Source organism: Dactylosporangium sp. NPDC000521 (assembly GCF_042898305.1).
Classification (GTDB): domain Bacteria; phylum Actinomycetota; class Actinomycetes; order Mycobacteriales; family Micromonosporaceae; genus Dactylosporangium.
Map to the genome: position 1 here is coordinate 320,217 of NZ_JBIAYW010000002.1, position 24,566 is coordinate 344,782.

General features: G+C 71.3%; 23 protein-coding genes, 1 tRNA gene and 1 pseudogene. 12 read left to right on the plus strand and 13 right to left on the minus strand.

Annotation, left to right across the window (positions count from 1 at the left end; all coding sequences use genetic code 11):
• Positions 1–28 precede the first annotated feature (28 nt).
• A complete protein-coding gene (locus tag ACFY3L_RS07210; protein ID WP_389319606.1) occupies positions 29–1,948 on the plus strand; it encodes an RICIN domain-containing protein in 1,920 nt (639 codons plus the stop codon).
• 155 nt (positions 1,949–2,103) lie between these two features.
• Here the strand turns inward: ACFY3L_RS07210 and ACFY3L_RS07215 are convergent, their stop codons facing one another.
• The gene (locus tag ACFY3L_RS07215; RefSeq protein WP_389319608.1) at positions 2,104–2,787 is read right to left on the minus strand and encodes a response regulator; all 684 of its coding nucleotides are present in this window, start codon (positions 2,785–2,787) and stop codon (positions 2,104–2,106) included.
• On the minus strand, positions 2,784–3,839 hold the full coding sequence (locus tag ACFY3L_RS07220) for a sensor histidine kinase (RefSeq protein WP_389319610.1): 1,056 nt from the start codon (positions 3,837–3,839) through the stop codon (positions 2,784–2,786). Before ACFY3L_RS07220 ends, ACFY3L_RS07215 begins: the two co-directional genes overlap by 4 nt.
• 133 nt (positions 3,840–3,972) lie before the next feature.
• Here ACFY3L_RS07220 and ACFY3L_RS07225 point away from each other — a divergent pair, with 133 nt between their 5' ends.
• A complete protein-coding gene (locus ACFY3L_RS07225) occupies positions 3,973–4,695 on the plus strand; it encodes an ABC transporter ATP-binding protein (RefSeq protein WP_389319612.1) in 723 nt (240 codons plus the stop codon).
• Between the two features lie 325 nt (positions 4,696–5,020).
• Positions 5,021–7,345, plus strand: coding sequence for an ABC transporter permease (locus ACFY3L_RS07230; RefSeq protein WP_389319613.1), 2,325 nt, complete (start codon positions 5,021–5,023; stop codon positions 7,343–7,345).
• 31 nt (positions 7,346–7,376) lie between these two features.
• Here the strand turns inward: ACFY3L_RS07230 and ACFY3L_RS07235 are convergent, their stop codons facing one another.
• Entirely contained in the window at positions 7,377–7,652 is a 276-nt protein-coding gene (locus ACFY3L_RS07235) for a hypothetical protein (protein WP_389319614.1), read from the minus strand.
• On the opposite strand from ACFY3L_RS07235, the gene ACFY3L_RS07240 reads away from it, so the two are divergent.
• Together ACFY3L_RS07240 and ACFY3L_RS07245 are read left to right on the plus strand one after the other, a co-directional pair.
• Positions 7,647–8,378, plus strand: a complete 732-nt coding sequence (locus ACFY3L_RS07240; RefSeq protein ID WP_389319616.1) for a DUF4132 domain-containing protein — start codon at positions 7,647–7,649, stop codon at positions 8,376–8,378. The genes ACFY3L_RS07235 and ACFY3L_RS07240 overlap by 6 nt on opposite strands.
• Positions 8,379–8,552: 174 nt before the next feature.
• Positions 8,553–9,038: an SRPBCC family protein gene (locus ACFY3L_RS07245; RefSeq protein WP_389319618.1), complete on the plus strand. Its 486-nt coding sequence runs from the start codon at positions 8,553–8,555 to the stop codon at positions 9,036–9,038.
• Here the strand turns inward: ACFY3L_RS07245 and ACFY3L_RS07250 are convergent.
• On the minus strand, positions 9,006–10,973 hold the full coding sequence (locus ACFY3L_RS07250; RefSeq protein WP_389319620.1) for a GTP-binding protein: 1,968 nt from the start codon (positions 10,971–10,973) through the stop codon (positions 9,006–9,008). The genes ACFY3L_RS07245 and ACFY3L_RS07250 overlap by 33 nt on opposite strands.
• Before the next feature lie 225 nt (positions 10,974–11,198).
• On the opposite strand from ACFY3L_RS07250, the gene ACFY3L_RS07255 reads away from it, so the two are divergent.
• From ACFY3L_RS07255 to ACFY3L_RS07265, 3 genes are all read left to right on the plus strand, one after another.
• Entirely contained in the window at positions 11,199–12,017 is an 819-nt protein-coding gene (locus ACFY3L_RS07255; RefSeq protein ID WP_389319622.1) for a MerR family transcriptional regulator, read from the plus strand.
• Positions 12,018–12,205: 188 nt separating this feature from the next.
• Entirely contained in the window at positions 12,206–13,360 is a 1,155-nt protein-coding gene (locus ACFY3L_RS07260; protein WP_389319623.1) for a hypothetical protein, read from the plus strand.
• Positions 13,361–13,373: 13 nt separating this feature from the next.
• Complete coding sequence (locus tag ACFY3L_RS07265; RefSeq protein ID WP_389319624.1) at positions 13,374–13,805, plus strand: hypothetical protein; 432 nt, start codon at positions 13,374–13,376, stop codon at positions 13,803–13,805.
• Here ACFY3L_RS07265 and ACFY3L_RS07270 read toward each other — a convergent pair.
• The 8 genes and pseudogenes from ACFY3L_RS07270 to ACFY3L_RS07305 form a co-directional block, all read right to left on the minus strand.
• A complete protein-coding gene (locus ACFY3L_RS07270) occupies positions 13,802–14,671 on the minus strand; it encodes a hypothetical protein (RefSeq protein ID WP_389319625.1) in 870 nt (289 codons plus the stop codon). The two genes, ACFY3L_RS07265 and ACFY3L_RS07270, sit on opposite strands and share 4 nt — an antisense overlap.
• A 77-nt stretch (positions 14,672–14,748) precedes the next feature.
• Entirely contained in the window at positions 14,749–15,153 is a 405-nt protein-coding gene (locus tag ACFY3L_RS07275; protein WP_389321097.1) for a zinc-binding dehydrogenase, read from the minus strand.
• Between the two features lie 27 nt (positions 15,154–15,180).
• A pseudogene (locus ACFY3L_RS07280) lies at positions 15,181–15,372 on the minus strand (alcohol dehydrogenase catalytic domain-containing protein); the annotation flags it as partial.
• Positions 15,373–15,460: 88 nt separating this feature from the next.
• Positions 15,461–15,784: a carboxymuconolactone decarboxylase family protein gene (locus ACFY3L_RS07285; RefSeq protein ID WP_389319627.1), complete on the minus strand. Its 324-nt coding sequence runs from the start codon at positions 15,782–15,784 to the stop codon at positions 15,461–15,463.
• A gap of 282 nt (positions 15,785–16,066) precedes the next feature.
• Positions 16,067–16,675 (minus strand): hypothetical protein, encoded by a 609-nt coding sequence (locus ACFY3L_RS07290; RefSeq protein WP_389319629.1) that lies wholly within the window; start codon positions 16,673–16,675, stop codon positions 16,067–16,069.
• Positions 16,676–16,900: 225 nt separating this feature from the next.
• A tRNA-Arg gene (locus ACFY3L_RS07295) sits at positions 16,901–16,972 on the minus strand.
• Between the two features lie 44 nt (positions 16,973–17,016).
• Entirely contained in the window at positions 17,017–17,604 is a 588-nt protein-coding gene (locus ACFY3L_RS07300; RefSeq protein WP_389319631.1) for a DUF305 domain-containing protein, read from the minus strand.
• 43 nt (positions 17,605–17,647) lie between these two features.
• Positions 17,648–18,583: a DUF3105 domain-containing protein gene (locus ACFY3L_RS07305; protein WP_389319633.1), complete on the minus strand. Its 936-nt coding sequence runs from the start codon at positions 18,581–18,583 to the stop codon at positions 17,648–17,650.
• 174 nt (positions 18,584–18,757) lie between these two features.
• Here ACFY3L_RS07305 and argS point away from each other — a divergent pair, with 174 nt between their 5' ends.
• The 4 genes from argS to thrC are packed head-to-tail and all read left to right on the plus strand — an operon-like array spanning position 18,758 to position 24,140.
• The gene (gene argS, locus ACFY3L_RS07310; RefSeq protein WP_389319635.1) at positions 18,758–20,416 is read left to right on the plus strand and encodes an arginine--tRNA ligase; all 1,659 of its coding nucleotides are present in this window, start codon (positions 18,758–18,760) and stop codon (positions 20,414–20,416) included.
• A gap of 4 nt (positions 20,417–20,420) precedes the next feature.
• Positions 20,421–21,806: a diaminopimelate decarboxylase gene (lysA, locus tag ACFY3L_RS07315; protein ID WP_389319637.1), complete on the plus strand. Its 1,386-nt coding sequence runs from the start codon at positions 20,421–20,423 to the stop codon at positions 21,804–21,806.
• An 8-nt stretch (positions 21,807–21,814) separates the two neighbouring features.
• On the plus strand, positions 21,815–23,086 hold the full coding sequence (locus ACFY3L_RS07320) for a homoserine dehydrogenase (RefSeq protein ID WP_389321100.1): 1,272 nt from the start codon (positions 21,815–21,817) through the stop codon (positions 23,084–23,086).
• A gap of 4 nt (positions 23,087–23,090) precedes the next feature.
• Positions 23,091–24,140: a threonine synthase gene (gene thrC, locus ACFY3L_RS07325; RefSeq protein ID WP_389319638.1), complete on the plus strand. Its 1,050-nt coding sequence runs from the start codon at positions 23,091–23,093 to the stop codon at positions 24,138–24,140.
• A 208-nt stretch (positions 24,141–24,348) separates the two neighbouring features.
• On the opposite strand, the gene ACFY3L_RS07330 is transcribed toward thrC, so the two are convergent.
• Complete coding sequence (locus ACFY3L_RS07330) at positions 24,349–24,561, minus strand: hypothetical protein (RefSeq protein WP_389319640.1); 213 nt, start codon at positions 24,559–24,561, stop codon at positions 24,349–24,351.
• Positions 24,562–24,566 lie beyond the last annotated feature (5 nt).

A 24,566-nucleotide genomic window follows, 5' to 3' on the forward strand; every position in this document is an offset into this window, starting at 1 on the left:
GTCACCCCCGTCCCAGAAGGGAACCGCCATGACCGACCGCCCGGTCACTCGACAGCGCCTCCTGGTCACGTGCGCCGCCGGCGCCCTGCTCGCCGCCGGCGCCGCCCTCGTCGTCACCCAGGCGTCGCCCGCCCTCGCCGCCACCGACGCCGGCGTCTGGCTCACCACGCCGGACCGCGCCAACCAGCTCACGAAGAAGGCGGACGTCGCCTTCGGCACCGCGGGCAGCGGCTCGACGATCACCGTCAACCCGAACACGACGTACCAGTCGATGGTCGGCTTCGGCGCGTCGTTCACCGACTCGTCGGCCAACCTCATCTACAACTCGTCGGCCCGCAACAGCATCATGTCCGCGCTGTTCAACCCCAGCAGCGGGATCGGCCTGAGCTTCCTGCGCCAGCCGCTCGGCGCGTCGGACTTCTCGCTGAACTTCTACACGTACGACGACGGCAGCGCCGACCCGAGCCTGTCGCGGTTCTCGATCGCGCACGACCAGGCGTACATCCTCCCGCTGCTCACCCAGGCCCGGTCGCTCAACCCGCAGCTGTCCACGATGGTCGTGCCGTGGAGCGCGCCAGCCTGGATGAAGACCAACAACAACCTGGTCGGCGGGTCGCTGAGCACCAGCTACGAGGGCACCTTCGCCGACTACCTGGTGAAGTCGGTCCAGGCGTACCAGGCGGCGGGCGTGCCCGTGCAGTACCTCAGCGTGCAGAACGAGCCGCAGTTCTCCCCGCCCGGCTACCCCGGCATGCTGATGTCGGCGTCGCAGCAGGCCGCGATCATCAACAACCTCGCGCCGAAGCTGTCCTCCGCCGGCCTCGGCACGAAGATCCTCGCCTGGGACCACAACTGGGACAACACGTCGTTCCCGCAGCAGGTCCTCGCCGCGACCGGCAACAACACCGCCGGCACGGCCTGGCACTGCTACGGCGGCAACCCCAGCGGGCAGAGCACCGTGCGCAGCGCCTACCCGAACAAGGACATCTTCTTCACCGAGTGCTCCGGCACCGAGTCGGGCAACACGTTCGCCGACTCGCTGCTGTGGCAGGGCCGCAACCTCGCCATCGGCGCCACCCGCAACTGGGCGAAGACCGTGACCATGTGGAACATGGCGCTCAACCCGTCGCACGGCCCGGTCATCGGCAGCTGCACCAACTGCATGGGCGTCGTCACCGTCAACGGCGGGAGCGTCACGTACAACGCCGAATACTACGTGCTGGGCCACCTGGCGAAGTTCGTCAAGCCCGGCGCGGTCCGCATCGACTCGACCAACTACGGCCAGGGCGGCATCGAGAACGTCGCCTTCCGCAACCCCGACGGCTCCATCGTGCTCGTCGCGGTGAACTCCGGCGGCGCCCAGAACTTCCAGGTGTCGTACGGCGGCGCGTCCTTCGGCTACAACCTGCCCGCCGGCTCGATGGCCACGTTCACCTGGCCCGGCGGCCCGGTCACGCCGACTTCGCAGCCGCCGACCTCGCAGCCGCCGGCGACCTCGATCGACCCCACCAAGTGGTACCAGGTGATCAACACCAACAGCGGCAAGTGCCTCGACGGCGCGGGCTGGGGCACGGCCAACGGCACCGCACTGCAGCAGTGGGCGTGCGGCGCGGCCGGCGCGACCAACCAGCAGTGGCAGTTCCGGCCCACCAGCGACGGCTACTACCAGGTCGTCAACCGCTACGCGCCGAGCCTGGTCTGGGACGTCAGCGGCGGCACCGGCTCCACGGGCGACGGCACGCAGGTGCACCTGTGGTCGTACGGCGGCGCCACCAACCAGCAGTGGCTGCCGGCGTCGCTCGGCGGCGGGAACTTCCGCTTCACCGCCCGCAACAGCGGCAAGTGCCTCGACGTCCGTGACGTCTCCACCGCCGACGGCGCACTGCTGCAGCAGTGGTCGTGCACCGGCGGCGCGGCGCAGTCGTTCCGCCTGGTCGCCCAGGCCTGATCCGTCCGCTCCGGGTGTCGCCGCCGGCTCCTCACGCGGCGACCACCCGGCTGGTCGTCCAGGCCTCCCGGTGTGGTCAGGCCGCTCCTGCCGGCTTCTCAGGTGGTCTGGTTGTCCGGGTCTCGTGGTGTGGCTAGGCCGCTCTCGTGGGCTTCTCAGGTGGTCTGGTTGTCCGGGTCCCCCGGTGTGATCAGGCCGCTTTCGTACGCCACGACCACCGCCTGCGCCCGGTCGCGCAGCGCCAGCTTGGTGAAGATCCTCGCCACGTGCGTCTTGACGGTCGCCTCCGCGAGGAACAGCGCCGCCGCCAGCTCGGCGTTGGACATGCCGCGCCCGATGAGCGTGAGAACCTCGCGCTCGCGCGGCGTCAGCCCGGTGATCGTGGTGTCGGTCTTCGGCACGACGTCGTCCTGGCTGGCGAAGCGCTCCACCAGCCGCCGCGTGATGGACGGTGCGAGCAGCGCGTCCCCGGTCCCGACGAGCCGCACCGCGTTGGCGAGGTGGTCGGCGGTCACGTCCTTGAGCAGGAACCCGCTGGCGCCGATCCGCAGGGCGGCGTACACGTACCGGTCGAGGTCGAACGTCGTCAGCATCAGCACGCGGCACTCCGGCCGGTGCTCCAGGATCCGCCGGGTCGCCTCCAGCCCGTCCATCCCGGGCATGCGGATGTCCATCAGTACGACATCCGGCTCCAGCGCCGCGGCGGCCTGCACCGCCTCCGCCCCGTCGGCGGCCTCCCCGACGACGTCGATGCCCCGGGCGGTCAGGATGAGGCGAAAGCCGGTGCGGATCAGCTCCTGGTCGTCCACCACGAGCACCCGCGGAGGTCCGGCGCTCACGGGGCGTCCAGCGGGATGCGGGCCCGGACGCGGTAGCCGCCGCCCAGCCGCCTGCGGGCGTCGAGGTCGCCGCCGTACACCGCGACCCTGGCCCGCAGCCCGGTGAGGCCGCGCCCGGTGGTCTTGGCCGGCTTCTCGGCGGGGCCCGCCTTCAGCACGCTCGGGCCCGTGTTGAGGACCTCCACCCGCAGCGAACGGTCCGCGTACCGCACCGTCACCTCCGCCTTGCCGCCGTCGCCGTACTTCAGCGCGTTCGTCAGGGCTTCCTGCACGATCCGGTACGCGGTCAGGTCCACGCCGGCCGGCAACCGCCGCGGCTCGCCCAAGATGCGGACCTCGACCGGCAGCCCGGCGAACGCGACCCGGTCCACCAGCGCCGACAGCCGGCTCAGGCTCGGCTGCGGCTCCAGGTCGTGGCTTCCGATGCCGTTCTGACCGTTGCCACCGCCGTTGCCCATGGCGCCGTTCTGGCTCACGGCGCCGTTCTGGCTCACGGCGCTAGCCCGGCTCGTGGTGCTGGCCTGGCTCGTGGTGCTGGCCTGGCTCGTGGTGCTGGCCTGGCTCGTGGTGCTGGCCTGGCTCACGGCGCCGATCTGGTTCGCGATGCCGGCCTGGCTCGCGATGCCGGCCTGGCTCGTGGCGCCGGCCTGGCTCGTGGCGCCGTCCTGGCCGTTGGCGTCGGGTGCGAGCAGGCCTAACAGATGCCGCAGCTCGGTCAGGGCGCCACGGCCGGCGTCCTCCACGGCCCGCAGCGCGGTCGCCGCCTCATTGGGCATCGTGTCGAGCACCTCCCTGGCCGCGGACGCCTGCACGACCATGACGCTGACCGTGTGGCTGACGATGTCGTGCAGCTCTCTGGCGATCCTGGCCCGCTCCGCGTCGACCGCAGCCCGCGCCGCCGCCTCCCGCTCCCGCTCCAGCAGCCACCCCCGCTCGCCGAGCGCCGCCGCGAGCCGCTTCCTGGTCCTCATCAGGGCCGTCAGCAGGACCGCGGCGACGGCGCACGCGCACGCCAACGCGATGCCGAGCCAGGTCGCCGCTGAGGTCCACACCCGCCCACCTTCGCAGACACCGTGCTCGTGTCGCATCGGTCAGGTGACCTACGTCCACGGTATGACTCCCCGCGCGGCGGGGTGGACCCGTGGTAGGACGCGCCGCGGCCGTGTCCGCTCTACGTTGCTTGGCATGAGTGGTGAGGGGGATCGGGTCGTGGTGCGGCTCGACGGTGTGCGCAAGGAGTATGGCGACACGACCGCGCTCGATGGGGTGTCGCTGGAGATCCGGGCGGGCGAGGCCGTCGCCGTCATGGGCCCGTCCGGCTGCGGCAAGTCCACGCTGCTCAACATGATCGCCGGGCTGGACCGCCCGACGGCCGGCAGCGTCACCGTCCACGACGAGGACCTGGGCAGGCTCACCGAGACCGGGCTCGCGCTCTTCCGCCGCCGGCGCATCGGCATGGTCTTCCAGTTCTTCAACCTGCTCGACGACCTGCCCGCGCTGGAGAACGTGGCACTCGCCGCCCAGCTCACCGGGGTCTCCGCGAGGCAGGCCCGGCGGCGCGCGCTGGAGCTGTTCGACGAGCTCGGCATCGCCGACCGCCGCAATGCCTACCCGGCCGTGCTCAGCGGCGGCGAGCGGCAGCGGGTGGCGGTGGCCCGCGCCCTGATGAACCGGCCGGCCCTCCTGCTCGCCGACGAGCCCACGGGCGCCCTCGACAGCCACGCCGGCGAGCAGGTGATGGACCTGCTGCTCGACCTCAACCAGATCGGCCAGACCCTCCTGCTCGTCACCCACGACGAGCGCATGGCCGACCGCTGCGCCAGCCGGGTCGTCTCCCTCGCCGACGGCCGCGTCGTCGGCGAGCGCAGCCTGTCGCTTGACGGCCGCGGACTGGAGCGCACCTCGTGAGCGCCCCCGATCGTGTCGGACGGGTGCGCGCCAGGATCGCAGCCGCCCACCCGGTCCGGCGCCGGTTCGCAGGTGCCGGTCCGGCCCGGCGCCGGTTCGCAGCTGTCCGCTCGGACTGGCGCCGGCTCGCAGCTACCGGTCCGGCCCGGCGCCGGTTCGCAGCTGTCCGCTCGGACTGGCGTCGGTTGGCAGCCTCCGGTTCTGGCCGGCGCTGGTTCGCGGCAGCCGGCTCGAACTGGCGCCGGCTCGCAGCAGTCGGCTCGAGCTGGCGCCGGTTCGCGGCTGTCGGTTCGGGGCGGCGCCGGCTCGCAGCGGAGGTGACGGCATGAGCGCGGTCTGGCGGGCCGCGCGGGCGGCCGTGCGCCGGCGCCGGCTGCAGACGTTCGTCATCGGCATCGTCGTGCTGTTCTCAACCGCGACGCTCGTGGTGGCGCTGCGACTGCTGGACGCGTCGACGGCGCCGTTCGAGCAGGTCTTCGACGACCAGGCCGGCGCCCACGTCGTCGCCGTCTACGAGCCCGGCTCCGCCGGCGCCGCGTCCGCCGCACCGCCGGCCGGCACCGCGGCGTCCGCCGGGCCGTTCGATCAGGTGGTGCTGGCCGCGCCGACGGACGATGCCCCGTTCCGCGTGCCCGACTCGCTCACCGTCGTCGGGCGTGCCGACCCCGCCGGGCCGGTCGACCGGGTCGAGCTGTGGGACGGCCGCTGGGCGACCGCACCCGGCGAGATCGTGGTGGCGGACCTCCCGCCGGCGGCCGGCTACCACCCGCCGTCGCTGGTCGGGTCCGTCATCAAGCTGCGGGGCGCGCCGCCGCTCACGGTGGTCGGTTTCGGCTACAGCGTCAGCCGGACCGCCGACGCATGGGTCGCCCCCGCGCAGATGGCGCAGCTGCACCCGACCGCCGTCCAGATGCTGTACCGGCTGCGCGGCGAGCCGGCCGAGCCCGCCGTCGACGCGTTCACCGCCGCCCTGCCGTCCGACGGTCTGCTCGCCACCAGCTCCTACCTGGTGATCAAGGAGGCGGTGAAGGCGGGACCTGGCGCCTACGTGCCGTTCCTGATCGTCTTCGGGCTCCTCGGGCTGTTCGTCGCCGTCCTGGTCGTCGCCAACGTCGTCAGCGGGGCAGTCGTTTCGGGATACCGGCACATCGGAGTCCTCAAGGCCATCGGCTTCACCCCGGTACAGGTCGTCGGCGTGTATCTGACGATGGTCTCCGTGCCGGCGGTGGTCGGCGGTGTGCTCGGCATCATCGGGGGCGAGTACGCCGCACGACCGTTGCTGGCGAATGCCTTCCAGGGGCTCGGCTTCCACGGCGACGTGGGCAACGGGCTTCGGGTGCAGATCGCCGCGCTCCTCGGAATCCTCGTCGTGGTGCTGCTCGCCGCAATGCTGCCGGCGTCGCGGGCCCGGCGGCTCCCGGCCGCGGAGGCGATCAGCGCCGGCAGCGCCCCCCGCACCGGCCGGGGGCTGCGGGTGCAGCGGTGGCTGAGCGGGGTCCGGCTGCCGCGCTCGGTGAGCCTCGGGCTGGGCCTGCCCTTCGCCCGGCCGGCCCGCACCGCCCTGACCGTCGCCGCGGTCGTGCTCGGTGTGACGACCGTGACGTTCGCGAGCGGGCTCGCCACCACGGTCTCCAGGTATTCGAGCATCGCCGACCGCAACGAGACGGCCCCGATCGCGGTCCGGCCAGGGAATCCGCGGTTTCAGCAGGCGACGACCACCCGCTCCGACGAGGACATCGAGCGGCTGCTGCGGTCGCTGCCCGGCACTCGGCACGTGACCGCCGTGCTCGGGATCGACGTCTCCGTCGTCGGGCAGACCCAGGAGGTCCCGGTGGACTTCCTGCGCGGCGACCATGACGAGGTGGGGTTGAAGGAGGCCATCGTCGACGGACGGTGGCTGCGGGCCCCCGGCGAGATCGTCGTGCCTTCAGCACTGCTGCACGAGCGGCGCATCCACCTCGGTGACCGGCTCACGCTCGAGCTCGACGGCCGCCGCACCGAGGTGACCGTCGTCGGCGAGACCATGAGCGCCGCCGTCGGAGGCCCCGCCCTGATCACCACCTGGGAGACCCTGCAACGGCTGGGCCCGCAGCAGCCGATCCCCAACCACGAGGTCATGTTCGAGATCTCCGTCCTGCCCGGCACCGACATCCCCACGTATCTCGCCGCTGTCCGTGCCGCCGACCCCGGCCTCGCCGCGTGGAGCAACGTGGGCGTCAACTCGTTCACGGTCTCGATGATCAGCCTGTCGACCGCGCTGTCGCTGATGCTCGGCGTCGTGGCCGCGCTGAGCGTGCTCAACACCGTCCTGCTCAACGTCCGGGAGCGCCGCCGAGACCTCGGCATGCTCAAGTCCATCGGCATGACCCCCCGCCAGGTGGTCGTGATGACGGTGACGTCCATGGCCGGCCTCGGCCTGGTCGGCGGCCTGGTCGGCGTCCCCACCGGCGTCCTCGCCCACCGTCTCGTCGTCCCCCTGGCGACCAGCGCCGCGAAGGTGGACATCCCGCTGGCCCTGCTCGACGTCTGGCAACCAGGCACCCTGCTGCTCCTGGCCCTCGCGGGCGCCGCGATCGCCGTCCTCGGCGCCCTCGTCCCAGCCCGCGCCGCCGCCCGCCTCACCATCGCCGAGGTCCTCCACACCGAATGACCCCGCCTACCCGCGACCACCGCCGCCCGCCTCAGCCACGCGAGGAGAGAGCGGCGGCGGGGACGGTGAGGCGCTTCGACAGCCGGTACGCCGGCAACGGGCTCCTCGTCACCAGCTCCTTGTAGACGACTGTGGCGCGGCCCGTGAGGAACCAGCGCCGCGGAGTGTCGTCGGGCCGGGTGAACTGGATGACGGCGTCCCCGCGACCGAGTGACACCGGCTGACCGCCGACGGCGCCGTCGCCGACCCTGGCGCCGTCGAGCACCTGCTGGCCAGGCTCTCCGTCTGCAACGCCGACGAGGTGCATCCCGCGGTCCTCGCCGCCCGCGACGCGTGGACGCCGGGATCGCGGGCCGCGTTCGCGCAGGAGCTGTTCGAGCGGTGGCTCACCGCGGGCGCGCCCGCTCCCGACGGCTGGTGCATGCAGGCCGTCGGGCTCATCGGCGACGACGCGGGCGCGCGCCGCATCGCCGCGCTCGCCAAGCACTGGCCGGGCCAGGGCGCGAGCGCCCGCGCGCAGCCGCCCTCGACGCGCTGCGGCACCGCGGCACCGACGCTGCGCTCATCGAGCTCAACCTGCTCGCCGAGAAGTCCAGGTTCCCCGTGTTCAAGAGCGTCGCCCGCCAGCACACTGACAGAGTGGGGTGAGGTGTTCGCCGATTATGAGCTGCTGCAGCCGTTCGAGCAGTTGGGGCGGCCGGTCCACCGCATCAGGGACGACGAGCGGGGCGCGCGGGCGATCGATCGCTTCGAGGGGCGGAAGGTGACGGTCGCGGTGCTGCGTGGTCTTGAGCGGCACGGCTGGACCCGCTGGTATGACGCCGCAGTGCAGATGGCCAAGCCGATCGGCGGGGGCGTCTACGTGGTGCTCAACACCGAGCCTGGCTGGCACGCCTCCGACACGGTCGACTCCGCACCGCCGCAGACGGTCGCCGACCTCGTCTTAGCCCGGGCCGGCGGCAGGACGTTCGGGGACCTGCCGCCGGTCGTCTTCTTCTCGGAGCTGATCCACGACCTGCGGGTGGTGACCTGACCGAGCGGAGCTGATTCACGACCTGCGGGTGGTGGCCCGACCGATCGGAGCTGATCCACGATCTGCGGGTGGTGACCTGACCGGTCCCTGACCTGTGGCGCCGACTTGAGCAAGTGCCTGCGTGGGGGCGGACTACCCTGGCCGGGCCCGGTTCGAAGAACGGATGGGGGCTGAATGATGGCTGACGAGGTCGTCGAGAGGATCACCGTCGGCGTGCCGCCGGAGGTGGTGTTCCAGGCGGTGGCGGACGTGCGGCGGATGGCGAAGCTCAGCCCCGAGTGCTTCGCCACCTGGGTGCTGACGCGGTCGCCGGGGCGGGTGCCGCGGCGGTTCGTCGGGTTCAACCGCCGCGGGGCGTATGTCTGGTTCACCACGTGCAAGGTGGTGGCGGCGGAGCCGGGGGTGGAGTTCGCGTTCGACGTGACGACGTTCGGGATGCCGGTTGCCAGGTGGGGGTTCCGGCTCTCGGGCGTCGAGGGCGGGACCGAGATCACCCAGTACTGGATCGACCAGCGGGTTCGCGGAGCGATGATCCTCGGCAGGATCTTCACCGGGAAGGCCGCGAAGACCAGGCCCGAGGACAACCGGGAGGGCATGCGGATCACCCTGGCCCGGTTGCGGCAGGAGTTAACGGACGGGGCCGGTGGCGACGCGGCGTGAGACCCACAGCAGGTACTCCTTGCGGTTCAGCGGGTTGTGGTCGGAGCGGGGCCTGACAGGCGGCGTTCCGTGGACAGGACGGTGGTGGTCGAAGGCGTACTCCAGGACTCCGAGCCCGTGGCTGATGCCGGGCAGGCGGCGCTCCAGATCGCGGATGCGCGCCGCCGGGATGGTGCCGGTCACCTCGCACCAGTCGCGGCGCTGGTCCTGCGACGACGGCACGGCGCCGAGCTTCGACAGCAGGCCGAGCACCACGCCCGCGGTGGAGGCCGGGATCTCGAGGTGGAAGCGGTGGACCGGTTCGCAGACCCGCGTGCCCGCCTGGCGTAGCGCGCGCATGAGCACCAAGGGGGTCAGCTTGCGGTAGTCGGCGGCGGAGCTGCCGGGGGCCTGGTAGCCGGACGCGGTCATCGTGACCCTGGCGCCGGTGACGTTCCAGCCGTGCAGGCCCTGGCGGAGGGTGTCGCGCACGTACGAGGACATCGCGGCCTCGAAGTCGGCGGCCCTGTTGTAGACGTACATCGGCATCGACTCGACGGGCACGTCCAGGTGGAACGCGACACCGCCGTCCGAGGGTTCGACGCGCAGGCCGACCGTGGCGAGGAACGGGTTGCCGGGGGCGCCGAGCAGCTCCACGGCGGAGCCGGTGCCGGCGACCTGCTCGACGTAGACGATCGTCGACTCGCGGAAGTCGACCAGCAGGCCGTACTCCGTGGCGAGCGTCGCCTCGATGACCTCCTTCTGGACCTCGCCGTACAACGAGACGGCCAGCGAACTCGAAGGCGAGCCCGGAACAGCGCCGGGCGGGGAGTCGGATAGGCGCAGGTCGATCAGGGGGTCCTGCTCCGCGAGCTGTGCGAGTGCCGCGTGCAGGCGGGCGTGGTCGCGCGGGTCGCGGGGCACGACGACGGTCTCCAGCGTGGGCGGCGCGGAGAGCTGGGCCGAGCCGGCGCGCGGCGGGTCGGTGCCGATGGTGTCGCCGATCCGGACGGACCTGAGGCCCCACAGCTTGGCGATCTGGCCCGCGGCGACCGACCCCGCGGGCGCCGCGGTGCCGCCCGAGGGGACGCCGATCGCGGTGACCTTGCCGGCCGGGAGCTGGTCGCGGACGTGGACCGTGCCGGCGAAGAGGCGGACGTACGCGATCTTCTCGCCGGCCGGGCCGCGCTCGACCTTGAACACCGTCGCGGACAGCGGGGCGCCGGGGTCGCCGGCCGCTGTGGGCAGGACCGTGGCGAGCCCGTCCACCAGGGCATCGACGCCTGCGCCGGTCGTCGCCGAGCCGAAGTACACCGGGTGGACCAGCCCCGCCGCGGTTTGCCGGGCGAGCTCGGGCTCCAGCCGTACATCGGCCGCATCGTGCACGAAAGCGGCCATGGCCTGCTCGTCGTGCTCGGCCAGGGCCTCCGCCAGGTGGGCCGTGCCGGGCTCGAACGCGGCGCCGGGTGTGCCCAGGCCGGTCGGGCGGCCCATCGGGGCGAGCGCGGGCGTCAGCATGGCCGCGAGGTCGGCGAGGAGGTCCTCGTGCCGGGCCCCGCGACGATCGATCTTGTTGACGAAGATCAGCGTCGGTACGCGCAGCCGCCGCAGCGTCCGCATCAGGATCCGGGTCTGCGCCTGGACGCCCTCGACCGCGGAGACGACGAGGACGGCGCCGTCCAGGACGCGGAGCGCGCGTTCCACCTCGGCGATGAAGTCGGGGTGGCCGGGCGTGTCGATCAGGTTGACCGTGACGCCGCCGACGGGGAACGACGCCACCGCGGACTTGATGGTGATGCCCCGCTGCCGTTCGAGGGCGAGCGAGTCGGTCTGCGTGCTGCCGTCGTCGACGCTGCCGATCCGGTCGATGACGCCGGCGCGGAACAGCAGCCGCTCGGTCAGGCTGGTCTTACCGGCGTCGACATGCGCGACGATGCCGAGGTTGAGGACGGTCATGCAGGGTCAGGCCTCCAGCGTCGATGACTCCCTTCCGGATGGACGTGATCCCTGCGCGCATGTCCGCTCCTCGAGTCGTCGACGTGGTCCTCGCCCCATACTGGCTCAACCGGCCGGCGGACGCACCGGCATTTCGGCCGCCGGCGGCGCGGCTTGACCTTGTCCCTTGGGCAAGGCCGACCCTGAGTCGTGCCGGGCGGTCCGCCCGGCCCGGAAGGAGCGCAGGTGGACGAGGAGCTGCTCACCATCGGGGTGTTCGCACGGCGGTCGTGGCTCTCCCCGAAGGCGTTGCGGCTGTACGAACGGCAGGGCCTGCTCCTGCCCGCCGCCGTCGACGAGCACAACGGCTACCGCTGGTACCGCGAGGAGCAGCTGGAGACGGCCAGGCTGATCGCCCGGCTCCGCCGCCTCGAGATGCCCCTCACGACCGTCGCCGCGATCGTCGCCGCCCCCGACCCGCGGACGCGGGCCGACCTCCTCGGTGACTACTGGGCCGCCCAGGAGCACGCGACGGCCGTCCGCCGCGAGCTCGTCACCCACCTGCGCAGCCGGCTGCTCGACGATCGGGAGAGACTCACCATGTACGAAGTGCAGATCCGCGACGTGCCCGAACAGACGGTGCTGACCGAACAGCGGCACGTGAAGGCCCAGGAGCTGCCGGCCTGGATCGACGAGGCCATCGGCCGCCTGCTCAAGGCCGCCACCGGCCACGGCGACGGCATGACCGGCCCCTGCTTCATCATCTACCACGGCGAGGTCAACGAGGACAGCGACGGCCCCGTCGAGATCTGCCTGCCGGTCGACCCGTCCGGCCCCCTGGACAGCGCCGTCCGCGTCGAACCCGCCCACCGCGAGGCGTACACCCGCATCATCAAGGCCCAGGTCGGGTACCCGCAGATCCTGTCCGCCTTCGACGCGGTCGCCCAGTGGGTCTCCGCCCAGGGCCTGCCGGTCAGCTCCTCACCCCGCGAGGTCTACTTCGCCGACTTCGCCGCCGCCGCCCCGTCGGACGAGGTCTGCGACATCGCCTTTCCTCTCGCCTGATCCACCTGTACGGACGCGGTGCCCACTACGCGCGGTGGTGGGCACCTGTCGGCCTGGGCGGCAGGCTGGTCGCGGTGGCCGAGTGTCGCGCGGTGACGACGGTGCGAATTGCCGGGCCCGCGCCGGCCGTACCGGCGACACAATGGTCTATGGCAGGCTGATGCCGACCGCGTGGGGGAGGAGCGTGCATGGCCGTCGCTGACGGGCTGCTCAACGGCACCGGGGCGCTGCTCTTCATCGCCGCGGCGATCGGGTTCGGCCTGGTGTGCGTCGTCGCGTGGGAGTCGCGGTCCCTGTTCCTCACGCCGCTCGGCTGGGTGCTGCTGCCGATCGTGGTGGCCGCCTGGTTCGGCGGGGCCGCCGTCATCGGTCTGCCCGCCGACGTGCTGCTCGGCCACAGCGACGCCGGCGCGATCTGGCCCGGGCTGGTCGCGTCGCCGATCGTGGCTCTTGTTCTCGGCCGCCGCTTCCGTACGCCCGGCGAGAACACCGCGAGCCAGATCTTCGTTCGCGCCGGCATTCTGCTCGCGGCCTGCATCGTCGCCAAGTGCGTCGCCTACGCGCTCGGCTTCCGGGTCTTCGACTTCTGGACCGGCGGCGCCGTGACCCTGGGCGCGCTGGTGGTGTGCATCGCGGTCTGGCAGTTCACGGACATCGACGGCGTCGTGCACCTGTTCGTGCGGGCCGGTGTGGTGCTCGCGGCCGTCGGGCTGGTCGGTGCGTGGGCCGCCGTCAACCACGTGCCCGTCGCGGGTGACCCCCGCACCGCCTCCACCACCACGGTGGCGATCATGCTGCTGACCCTGCCGCTGCTCGCCCTCGCCGCGGCCGTCCTGACCGTCGCGGTGCTGCGCCGCTTCCGTCCCGATGTGGCCCCGCGGCCGACCCGCGACCCGGCCGCCCGCGTGCCCAAGACGCACGAGGTGTGGAACGCGTTCGTGACCTTCGAGGAGGACGACGACGAGGGCAAGGACCGGCCGGTGCTGGTGCTGAGCGCGGACGCCGGCGGCGCCGACGTACTGAAGATCACCAGTCAGGACAAGTCGCGCTTCGACGACTACTTACCCCTGCCCTTGGAGCGGTGCCGCGGCGTGCTGAGCAAGGAGAGCTGGCTGGAGCTGCGGCCGACCCGGGTGCCGCTGGAGGAGTTCCGCAGCTACCGGGGGCTGTGCCCGCCGTGGATCTGGGCCGAGCTGCGCACCCGTGGCCTGATCACGGCGCCCTCGTCCGGGTCCTCGTCCAAGCCCTCGTCCGGGTCTTCGTCCGCCGTCAAGCGGCCGGCGGCCGTTGTGGGGCAGCGGCCGGCACCGCGATCGTTCCTCGCCCGGCTGCGCAACCGGTGAAAGGCTGCCCATCATGACCGACGCCGATCTGGAGGACTGGGCCGCCGGCTCGCGGAAGAACTTCGCCGCCGTCGCCGCGCTCGTCGGTGCCCCGGCGGACGAGGCGGAGCGCGACCCGGTGTCCGTTGTGCCGTTGCTGCAGGTGTACGTGAACCGGCTGCCCCTGGCGGAGTTCCAGACCGACGACTGGGTCACCCTGCACGCCGACCTCGTGTCGTTCGTCGCGCGCGTCATGGCGGCCCGCCTCGGCGCGGCCTGGGAGGTCCGGCCGGCGCCGAACGCGCCGCGTGGCTACCGGTACGTGCTGAGCACCACCGACGCGCAGGGCGCCACCCACGTCGTCGACCCGTTCCAGGTCGTGGCGACGGAGTTCCGGCAGCCGCGGATCGAGATCGCCCGCATGCTCGCCACCGCCGAGCTGAACCTCGGCGGGCCGGACCGCTAGCCGAAGACCACCAGACCCGACAGCATCTCCTTCACGGCAGGGCCCGCGGCGTCCGGTTCGCCTCCGGTGAAGACGAACCCGACCACCAGCTGATCCGCGTACCAGAGGCAGGCCGACGAGCTGGCGCCGCTGCTCTTGATCGGCACGCAGTACGCCTGACCGCCGATCATTCCCGGGTCGACCGGCGTCGTCGTCCCGGGCGTGCCGGGGGTGATCGTCAGCGCTGCCTTGACGAACGCCGTGAACAGCTCCTGCGCCGAGTCATAGCGGATGTCCTTGCCGGTCCCGCCCCAGAGCACCGCGGTGAGGCCGCCGTTGTCGTACTGGGCCGCGAACGGCTCGTCGATGAGGCCGACGGTGCCGGCGGCGCTCATCTTGCCGGCGAGCTCCTGGCTGGTCGCCTTCTTCCACGGCCCGACGGCGGCCGGCGCCGTCAGGCGCAGCCGCTTCTCGCCGCTGCCACCGGCCGTGCTCGCCGCGGAGGCGGTCGCGGCCGGCTCGTCGTCGCGCGTGAGGCTGTACGCGACCGTCACCGCCGCGGCGAACAGCAGGACGACGACGCCTGCGACGATGCTGACAATCAGCGCCGTCCGGTTCTTGGCGGGCGGCGGTGTCCACTGTGGATGATGGTACTGCGCCGGTCCGTACTGGGGCTGCGGCTGCCCGTACTGCGCCTGCTGCGGTTGACCGTATTGCGGCTGCCCGTACGGCGTCTGCCCGTATTGCGGCTGTTGTGGTTGAGCGAATTGTGGCTGTTGTGGTTGAACGAATTGTGGCTGCTCGTACACCTGCTGCGGCGGCAACGGAGAAGGCGCGCCCGGCGGGTAGGAAGGTTGCTGTGGCAAGGGCTGGGATGGGTCGGACATGCTGCGCTCCTCGGCCGGACGTCGGGCGAAGCATACGGTCAGGATCGGCCCACCGTGGGCCCCGCCGCCTCGGCGACCTACCCGCCGACGTGGCCGCCGGGGCGGGTCGCGCGGATGGCCTGCATCATCGACTGCTGGGTGCCGACGGCGTCGATGACCGAGTGCGCGCCGAGGCCGTTGGTGAGCTCTTTGATTCGCACGACGCCCTCGTCGCCGCGCTCCTCGACGATGTCGGTGGCGCCGAACTCCAGGGCGAGCTTCTGCCGGGCGTCGTGCCGGCTCATCGCGATGATCCGCTCGGCGCCGAGCTGCCTGGCCGCGAGCACACCGAGCAGGCCGACCGCGCCGTCGCCGACGATGGCGACGATCTTGCCGGGGCCGGCCTCGGCGGCGACCGCGGCGAACCAGCCGGTGCCGAGCACGTCGGAGGCGGTCAGCAGGCTCGGGATCAGGTCGGCCGGCGGCTGGCCGGGGGTCGCCACGAGGGTGCCGTCGGCCAGCGGGATGCGCGTGTAGTCGGCCTGGGAGCCGGTGCAGCCGGGCTGCCGGTTGACGCAGTGGGTCTGGTAGCCGGCCTGGCAGATCTCGCACGTGTTGTCACTGGCGAAGAACGTGCCGACAACGAACTGGCCGGGCTTGACGGTGCGTACGTCGCTGCCGACCCCCTCGACGACGCCGACATACTCATGGCTCATCGGCGACGGCTGCTTCGACGCGCACGTCGCCGGGGTCGTACGGGACTGTCTGACGCACGGCGGTACTCCTTGCGGTTGACGGTGATTCGGACGGTCACTGGTCGCGGAAGACGTGCTTGGCGACCGCCATGGCGGACATCGCCTTGGGCCAGCCGGCGTAGAACGCGAGGTGCGTGATCGCCTCGATCAGCTCAGCCTCGGTGACCCCGTTCTCCTTGGCACGAGCAAGGTGGAAGACAAGCTGCTCGGTGCTGCCGCTGGTCAGCAGGCTGGCCACGGTGATCAGGCTGCGGTCCCGCTTGGCCAGTTCGGGGCGTTCCCAGACCTGCCCGAACAACACCTCGTCGGTGAGATCGACAAGCGCGGGGGCGAAGTCCCCGAACGCCTTCTCCGCGCCGGACGGCTGCTCGTCAGTCATAGGAAGATCTCCTCGGTGGTGAGCCGCAGGACTACTGCGGCGGCTCGGACCTCGCGTCCGAGGCTGGCCCCGGATGCGGCCGTGCGGCTGCGAGCAGGCGTGGCGGCACCAGCCCCCGCCGGCGCGCCGCAGCCGGAGCGCACCCACAGGCCATCACCACCACATACCACCCAGACCGCAACTCAACCCCGCAGTGCCTGTCATGGGGCTCGACAGCGATCTGCACCCCGCCGACGGCGCCGCCCCGATCCAGCCCCGCAGCTGCCTGCCGCCAGGTGTCCGCTACGAGGTGGCGCTCCAGCGGTACCAGCCGCCGCCGAGGTGGTGGAAGCTTGCCAGCTCGATCATGGCGGTCTCGACGTCCCTGGTCGGCCCGCCAGGCAGATAGGCGAAGCCGGCGTGGTAGAAGACATCGCCGTGAGCTTCGTAGAAGACCGCGCCGCCGGGCACCCAGCCGGCTTCAACGATGGTGTAGAGGCCCAACCGGCGCGGCACGGTGAATCGTTCCCACTCGCTGCCCGGAGGCGGAAGAGGGTGTCCGGCGACGATGGCGGCGAACGCGCCCCGGCTGGCCGCCCACCGCATCTTGAACGGCGCGCCGGTGCAGAGCAGCACCAAGGTGAGCACGCCGATGACCGGTCCGATCGGGAACCATCTTCTGCACGTGCCGGTGGCACCGGCGATGCGGATGGTCCAGCCGAGCCAGAAACAGCCAGCGAGCAGAGACGCACAGCCGCTGCTCGCGAACAGGGACAAGTTGCTGCCCGGGTAGCTCACGGACCACAGCACGCCCCCCGCCGCCGCAACGACGACCAGGTGAAACGCCCAGATCCACCACCGGCCAGGCCCAGTCTTCGGCAAAGCGCCGTCGCTTGTTGCGGTGTCCGACATGCTGGCATCCTGTCGACCCGACCAGGCTCAGTTCGAGACCATGCACTGAATCTCCACGAACTTTCGCCGCTGAGGCGCTTCACGCTGCAAGCGAGTCCGCGCCCGAAGTCCGGGGTATACGGCCGATCATGGCGGGATCCAGCCGTACGAACGAGTGAAGCCCTGGACCGCATTCACGCTGGTCCAGGGCTTCGTTTGTGCTGATGAGAGCCACTTCGAGAAGTGTGCCCCCGGCAGGATTCGAACCTGCGCCCCCGCCTCCGGAGGGCGGTGCTCTATCCCCTGAGCTACGGGGGCCTTGCGGCCTCGCAAAGGATAACAGACCGCCTGTGGCTCCTGAGTCAGGAGGGGAGGGGTTGCGCGCCCAGGTCTTGGAGTTTCTCGGTCAGGGCGGTGATGTCGTACTGCTGGGAGACGCGGATCTTCTCGGCGGCGTCGCGGACCTCGGTGGTGGAGGCCTTCTGGGCGGCGGTTTCTGACATGTGGATGCCGCCCAGGTGGTGGCGGAGCATGAGCTGGCACCAGAGGGCGTCGAAGTCCTTGCCGGTGGAGGACTTGAGCTTCTTGAGCTCGTCGTCGGAGGCCATGCCGGGCATGCGGCCGTCTGGCTGGAGGGCGTTCTTGCCGTCGGGCATCCAGGCCATGGGGGCGCGGTCGGAGTTGGTGGACAGGTGCCACTCGGTGAGCCAGGTCTGCATCTGGCCGATCTGCCACTGCTGGCTGAGGGCCATGTCGTAGCCGAGGGTCCGGATGTCGTCGGTGGAGCCGAGGCGGTACGCGAACATCGCCATCTCGACGGCCTGGGTGTGGTGGAGGCTCATGTCGCGGGCGAAGCCGGCGTCCACGGAGTCGTCGCCGGGGGCGCGCAGCGTCGGGATGAGGAACCCGGCGCTGACGCCCACGGCGAGGAGGAGAACGGCGCCGAGCACGCCCAGGGTCAGGCGTGCTCGGGCCGTGAGTTGTGCGAACAGGTCAGCCGCCCGAGGTCATGCCGGTGCCGCCACCGTCTTTGCCGAGGTCGCGCGGGGTGGTGCCGGTCTCGGTGATGATGTCGCCCTGGGAGCACGGGGTGCCGGGCTCGAGGCTGGCGCTCTGCCGCAGGGTCTTGATGAACTCGTCGATGCGGGCGTCGCTGGCCTTGTCGACCTGCAGCTGGTAGCCCCACGCCTGCAGGGAGATCGGCTTGGCCTGGCCCTCGTAGGGGCTCATGAGCAGGTAGTCCTTGCCCTTGACCTTCTTGGCCAGGGCCTCGACCTGGTCGGCCGGCAGGTTCGGCTGGTACGTGATCCAGACGGCGCCGTGCTCCAGGGCGTGCAGGGCGTGCTCGGTGGCGATCGGCGCCGCGTAGACGTCGCCGAGGCAGCGCTGCCAGTTCTGGTTGTGGTTGCCGGAGACCGGGGGGTTCGCGATCGAGAGGTCGTACTTCTGCGGGCCCCACACGTGGCTGCGCTGTTCGGTGTATTCCTTGTTGATCTTGTAGAAGTCCTTGATGCCGTCGATCCGGTCGGCGCGCTCGCGGACGGTCAGGCCGTTTTCACGGACCTGGTAGACGGCGAAGCCCACGATGCCGAGGGCCAGCAGGCCGACCACGGAGAAGAGGATGATCGGGCCCCAGGCGGCGCCCTGCTTCACCTTCACCGGAGCGACCTTCTTGGCCGCCGGACGGCCCGCGGGGCGCTTGCCGGCGGGGGCCGTCTTGCGCGGCGGGGCGGACTTGCGTGGGCTCGCCTTCTGCTTCCCCGAGGCGGAGGTCGACGCCGAGTCCGACTCCTTGCCGAGCGAGACCGGAGCGGCCTCGTCCTCCAGGTCGTCCTCGACCTCGTCGCCGCCCTGCTTCGGCTTGGCGCCGGCAACGGGCTTGGTCGACGGCTTGCGGTTGCCGCCGCCGTGCTGGGTGCTCATGCTCATGTCGTCGCCTCGCAACGCTCAGCGTGGTGCTCGCTCATCGGGCCTCGTCTGGTCAACGGTCGGGGGTCGGGCGGGACGCGGGGTCGTAACACCGCCGGAGCGGCCGTCCCGCATTGTGACCAGCAGAACGGGCCTCCGCCAAGTACCGGAGTCTACCCCCGATAGCATTTGTCGGTGACTCCCGCTGAACTCGCCGTAGCAGTCCTCGAAGCCGCCAGGGCGGCACTTACTGAGCGTGACCTCGACGCGTCCGTTCTTCCTGCGACGACCAGCGTGGAGCGACCGCGAAACCCGGAGCATGGTGACTATGCGTCGAATATCGCCCTGCAGTTGGGCAAGAAGGTCGGGCTGAGCCCACGGGAGCTGGCCGCGGCCGTCGCGAAAAACTTGCAGGAAATTCCCGGGATCGATGCGGTGGAGATCGCCGGACCGGGGTTCCTCAATGTCCGGTTGTCCGCGGCCGCCGCCGGCGAGCTGGCGCGGATCGTGGTGGAGGCGGGCCGCTCGTACGGGCGCGGCGACTCCCTCGCGAAGGAGAAGGTCAATCTCGAGTTCGTGTCGGCGAACCCCACCGGGCCGGTCCACCTCGGCCACACCCGGTGGGCGGCGGTCGGCGACGCGCTCGGCCGGATCCTGTCCGCGGCGGGCGCCGACGTGACCCGCGAGCACTACATCAACGACGCCGGCGTGCAGATGGCCCGGTTCGGCGAGTCGGTGCAGGCCGCGGCGAACGGCCGGCCGACGCCGCCCGACGGCTACCCCGGCGAGTACATCCAGGACATCGCGCAACGGATCGTCGCGGAAAACCCGGACATCCTGCACAAAACCGAAGAAGAGCAGCAGATCGCCTTCCAACAGGAGGGCTACAAGGCCATGCTCAAGGAGATGCAGGACAGCCTGGAGCGCTTCGGCGTGCACTTCGACGTCTGGTTCTCCGAGAAGACCCTGCACGACGGCGGCGCGGTCGAGCACGCCCTCGACGAGCTGCGCAAGCAGGGGCACATCTTCGAGGCCGACGGCGCGATCTGGCTGCGCACCACGGACTTCGGCGACGACAAGGACCGGGTGCTCATCCGGTCCAACGGTGAGAAGACCTACTTCGCCGCCGACGCCGCGTACTACATCAACAAGCGCGAGCGGGGCTTCGACCGCTGCATCTACATGCTGGGCGCCGACCACCACGGGTACATCGGGCGGCTCAAGGCGATCGCGGCGTGCGCCGGCGACGACCCGCAGCGCAACATCGAGGTGCTGATCGGCCAGCTGGTCAGCCTGCTGCGCGGCGGTGAGCCGGTGCGCCTGAGCAAGCGCGCCGGCACGCTGATCACGCTCGACGAGCTGATCGAGGTCGTGGGCGTCGACGCCGCGCGGTACTCCCTCGCGCGCTCCTCGACCGATTCGCCGCTGACCCTGGACATCGAGGTCATCACGCGGCAGAAGAACGACAACCCGGTCTTCTACGTCCAGTACGTGGGAGCCCGCACCGCGTCCGTCGCCCGCAACGCCGCCGAGCTCGGGCTGCACCGGACCGACACGTACGACCCGGCGCTGCTCGTGCACGAGAAGGAGCTCGACCTGCTCAAGGCGCTCGGCGACTTTCCGGCCGTGGTCGCGGCCGCGGCTGAGCTGCGGGAGCCGCACCGCGTGGCACGCTATCTGGAGGAGCTTGCGGGCGCCTACCACCGCTTCTACGACAACTGCCGGGTGCTGCCGCAGGGCGACGAGCCGATCACCGAGACCAACCGGGCCCGGTTGTGGCTCAACGACGCGACGCGTCAGGTCATCGTCAACGGGCTCGACCTGCTCGGCGTCTCAGCACCGGAACGGATGTAAAGCAATGCGCGCACATGAAGCCGGAGCGCTGCACGGGGAGCTGGGCTCCAGCGGCCCGTCCTGGCTGCGGACCCCGGACGACGTCAACGCCCTCGTCCCGCAGCTCTGGCCGAAAACGGTCAAACGCACACAGGACGGCGCAATTGAGGTCGGATCAGTAGATATCCGGAAAATCGCCAACGAGCACGGCACCCCCGCGTACATCTTCGACGAAGCCGACTTCCGTGAGCGCTGCCGCAAGTTCAAGGATGCCTTCGGCGGCGCCGAGGTCTTCTACGCCGGCAAGGCGTTCATCGCCACCCACGTCGTCAGGATCCTCGTCGAGGAGGGCCTGTCCCTCGACGTCTGCACCGGCGGCGAGCTGGCGGTGGCGCTGCGGGGCGGCATGCCGCCGGAGCGCATCGGCCTGCACGGCAACAACAAGTCCGTCGCCGAGCTCACGCGGGCCGTGGAGGCCGGCGTCGGCCGGATCATCGTCGACTCGTTCGACGAGATCGAGCGTCTGAGCGCCATCGCAAAACGCACGAACACCAGGCCGAAGGTGATGGTCCGCGTCACCGTCGGCGTCGAGGCGCACACGCACGAGTACATCGCCACGGCGCACGAGGATCAGAAGTTCGGCTTCTCGTTGTCCGGTGGTGCCGCCGCGAAAGCCGTCGACACGATCCTGAAGGACGACGTCCTCGAGCTGCGCGGCCTGCACTCGCACATCGGCTCGCAGATCTTCGACACGTCGGGCTTCGAGGTCTCCGCCCGGCGGCTGTTGTCGCTGCAGGCACAGATCAACGAGCAGCACGGCATCGAGCTGCCCGAGCTGGACCTCGGCGGCGGGTTCGGCATCGCGTACACCACCCAGGACACGCCGGCGGAGCCCGCCGACCTCGCGACGAACCTGATGCGCATCGTCAAGCAGGAGTGCGCGGCGCTGCACCTCAGCGTGCCGCACCTGTCGATCGAGCCGGGCCGGGCGATCGTCGGACCGGCGATGTTCACCCTCTACGAGGTGGGCACGGTCAAGGACGTCGACGGGATCCGCACGTACGTGAGCGTCGACGGCGGCATGAGCGACAACATCCGCACCGCGCTCTACGACGCGGCCTACTCCGCGACGGTCGCCGGCCGCGCCTCGGCCGAGCCGCCGATTCTCGCCCGCGTGGTGGGAAAACATTGCGAGGCCGGGGACATCATCGTGAAGGATGAGTTCCTGCCGGCCGACGTTCAGGCCGGAGATCTTCTTGCGGTGCCGGGCACGGGGGCATACTGCCGCAGCATGGCGAGCAACTACAACCACGTCCCCCGTCCGCCGGTCGTGGCGGTGGTTGACGGGGAGTCGCGGGTGATCGTCCGCCGGGAGACCGAGGACGACCTGCTCAAACTGGACGTGGGGTGACCATGAGTGTGAAGGTGGCGCTGCTGGGCTGCGGGACCGTCGGCGCGGAGGTCGTCCGGCTCCTCCATGAGCACGAGCGGGACCTGACGGCCCGCATCGGCGCGCCGCTGGAGCTCGTCGGGGTCGCCGTGCGGCGCCCCGGTCGCGTCCGCGACCTGCCGATCGACCCGTCGCTGTTCACCACCGACGCGCTCGGCCTGGTGAAGCGCGACGACGTCGACGTGGTCGTCGAGGTCGTCGGCGGCATCGAGCCGGCCCGCACCTGGCTGCTGGAGGCGCTGCACGGCGGCAAGAGCGTCGTGACGGCCAACAAGGCGCTCCTCGGTGAGGACGGCGCGACCCTGCACAAGGCGGCCGCCGAGGCCGGCGCCGACCTGTACTACGAGGCGTCCGTCGCCGGCGCGATCCCGCTGCTGCGCCCGCTGCGCGACTCGCTGCACGGCGACCGCATCACCCGGGTCACCGGCATCGTCAACGGCACCACCAACTTCATCCTGTCCTCCATGGACAGCACCGGTGCCGGCTTCGCCGAGGCGCTTGAGGAGGCGACCGCGCTCGGGTACGCCGAGGCCGACCCGACCGCCGACGTCGAAGGCTTCGACGCCGCCGCGAAGGCCGCGATCCTCGCGTCGATGGCGTTCCACACCCGGGTCACCGCCGCCGACGTGCACCGCGAGGGCATCACCGAGGTCACCGCCGCCGACGTGGCCAGCGCGAAGGCGATGGGCTGCACGATCAAGCTGCTGTGCATCGCCACCAAGCTGGACGACGCCGTCTCCGTGCGCGTGCACCCGGCGATGATCCCGCGGACCCACCCCCTCGCCGGCGTCGGCGACGCGTTCAACGCCGTCTTCGTCGAGGCCGAGGCAGCCGGCCAGCTCATGTTCTACGGCCGTGGCGCCGGCGGCGCGCCCACCGCGAGCGCCGTGCTCGGCGATCTGGTGGCCGTGTCGCGCAACCGGCTCGCCGGTACACACGCGGCCTCGGAAAGCGCGTACGCCGACCTTCCGATCCGTCCGATCGGCGACGCGCTCACCCGCTACCACATCTCGCTGGACGTCGCGGACAAGGCAGGCGTCCTCGCCGCCGTCGCCGGCGTCTTCGCCAAACACGGGGTCAGCATCGCGACCGTCAACCAGTCGGGCCGCGGCAACCAGGCCGTGCTGGTCATCGTCACGCACGCCGCCGCGGACCGCGCCCTCGCGGCCACCGTCGCCGAGCTGCGGGCCCTGGACATCGTTCGCGCCGTGGCGAGCGTCCTGCGTGTCGAAGGGGAGTAGCGCCATGTGGCGTGGATTGATCGAAGAGTTCCGTGACCGGTTACCGGTCGGACCGCAGACCCCGGTGGTGACGCTGCACGAGGGCAACACGCCCCTGCTGCCGGCGCCGGAGCTGTCCGCCCGCACCGGCTGCGACGTGTACCTGAAGGTCGAGGGTGCCAACCCGACCGGCTCCTTCAAGGACCGCGGCATGACCGTCGCCGTCTCGAAGGCCGTCGAGGAGGGCGCGAAGGCGATCATCTGCGCCTCCACCGGCAACACGTCGGCCTCGGCTGCCGCGTACGCCGCCCGCGCCGGCATCACGTGCGCCGTCCTCGTCCCGACCGGCAAGATCGCTCTCGGCAAGCTGGCCCAGGCCCTCGTGCACGGGGCCCGCCTCCTGCAGGTCTCCGGCAACTTCGACGACTGCCTGGCGCTCGCCTCGAAACTTTCACTCGACTTCCCGGTCTCCCTGGTCAACTCGGTCAACCCGGACCGCCTCCAGGGGCAGAAGACCGCCTCGTTCGAGATCGTCGCCGGGCTGGGCGACGCCCCGCACATCCACTGCCTGCCCGTCGGCAACGCCGGCAACATCAGCGCGTACTGGATGGGCTACCAGGAGGACTTCGAGGCCGGCAACGCCACCCGCCGCCCGCGCATGTTCGGCTTCCAGGCCTCGGGCGCCGCCCCGATCGTCAACGGCGCCGTCGTCCGCGAGCCGTCGACGATCGCCACCGCGATCCGCATCGGCAACCCCGCCTCCTGGACCAAGGCCGTCGACGCCCGCGACGAGTCCGGCGGCGTCATCCAGGCCGTGACCGACCGCGACATCCTGCAGGCCTACCGCCTGCTGGCGCGCTCGGTCGGCGTCTTCGTGGAGCTCGGCAGCGCCGCCTCCGTGGCCGGCCTGCTCCAGGCCAGCGCCCAGGGCCTCATCGAGCACGGCCAGACGATCGTCTGCACCGTCACCGGCCACGGCCTGAAGGACCCCGAGTGGGCCATCTCGACCGCCCCGGCGCCGACGACGATCCCCGCGGACCCGCTCGCCGCCGCAAAGGCCCTCGACCTGGCCTGATCCTTCTTCATGGCCAACTTCATGGCCAAGGTCCGCGGTGGTGCGGACCGTTGCTCCCGCGGTCTCCGGGCCGGGGCCCAGCTGACGCCGGGCCCTGGCCCTCTCCGTCCGCGTCCACTTCCCCGCCACGGCCGTCCCGGCCGTGAACACCCACAGTCCATGATCCGGAAGAGTCTGTGCACCCAAGGGGTATGCAAGATCTTCCGGATCACGGCGAGCCGTCGGCGGAGCCGGGATCCGTGGATGGGTCCGCCGGCGGGTCGGGCGCGGAGCGGGGGGTGCGACCGGCCTGGCGGAGAGCGAGGCGGAGCGCGAACTCGATCTGCGCGTTGACGCTGCGCAGGTCGTCGGCGGCCCAGCGGGCGACCGCGTCGTAGACCTGGGGGTCGAGGCGCAGGAGGAGCTTCTTGCGTTCGGGCACGGCCC

Excerpts from the sequence above, each read along its gene's own strand:
- ACFY3L_RS07250 (WP_389319620.1), bottom strand. The coding sequence starts at position 10,973 with ATGACCGTCCTCAACCTCGGCATCGTCGCGCATGTCGACGCCGGTAAG.
- ACFY3L_RS07230 (WP_389319613.1), top strand. The coding sequence starts at position 5,021 with ATGAGCGCGGTCTGGCGGGCCGCGCGGGCGGCCGTGCGCCGGCGCCGG.
- lysA (WP_389319637.1), top strand. The coding sequence starts at position 20,421 with ATGCGCGCACATGAAGCCGGAGCGCTGCACGGGGAGCTGGGCTCCAGC.
- ACFY3L_RS07225 (WP_389319612.1), top strand. The coding sequence starts at position 3,973 with ATGAGTGGTGAGGGGGATCGGGTCGTGGTGCGGCTCGACGGTGTGCGC.
- ACFY3L_RS07270 (WP_389319625.1), bottom strand. The coding sequence starts at position 14,671 with ATGTCCGACCCATCCCAGCCCTTGCCACAGCAACCTTCCTACCCGCCG.
- thrC (WP_389319638.1), top strand. The coding sequence starts at position 23,091 with ATGTGGCGTGGATTGATCGAAGAGTTCCGTGACCGGTTACCGGTCGGA.
- ACFY3L_RS07265 (WP_389319624.1), top strand. The coding sequence starts at position 13,374 with ATGACCGACGCCGATCTGGAGGACTGGGCCGCCGGCTCGCGGAAGAAC.
- ACFY3L_RS07245 (WP_389319618.1), top strand. The coding sequence starts at position 8,553 with ATGATGGCTGACGAGGTCGTCGAGAGGATCACCGTCGGCGTGCCGCCG.
- ACFY3L_RS07305 (WP_389319633.1), bottom strand. The coding sequence starts at position 18,583 with ATGAGCATGAGCACCCAGCACGGCGGCGGCAACCGCAAGCCGTCGACC.
- ACFY3L_RS07235 (WP_389319614.1), bottom strand. The coding sequence starts at position 7,652 with ATGCACCTCGTCGGCGTTGCAGACGGAGAGCCTGGCCAGCAGGTGCTC.
- ACFY3L_RS07290 (WP_389319629.1), bottom strand. The coding sequence starts at position 16,675 with ATGTCGGACACCGCAACAAGCGACGGCGCTTTGCCGAAGACTGGGCCT.
- ACFY3L_RS07210 (WP_389319606.1), top strand. The coding sequence starts at position 29 with ATGACCGACCGCCCGGTCACTCGACAGCGCCTCCTGGTCACGTGCGCC.
- ACFY3L_RS07285 (WP_389319627.1), bottom strand. The coding sequence starts at position 15,784 with ATGACTGACGAGCAGCCGTCCGGCGCGGAGAAGGCGTTCGGGGACTTC.
- ACFY3L_RS07260 (WP_389319623.1), top strand. The coding sequence starts at position 12,206 with ATGGCCGTCGCTGACGGGCTGCTCAACGGCACCGGGGCGCTGCTCTTC.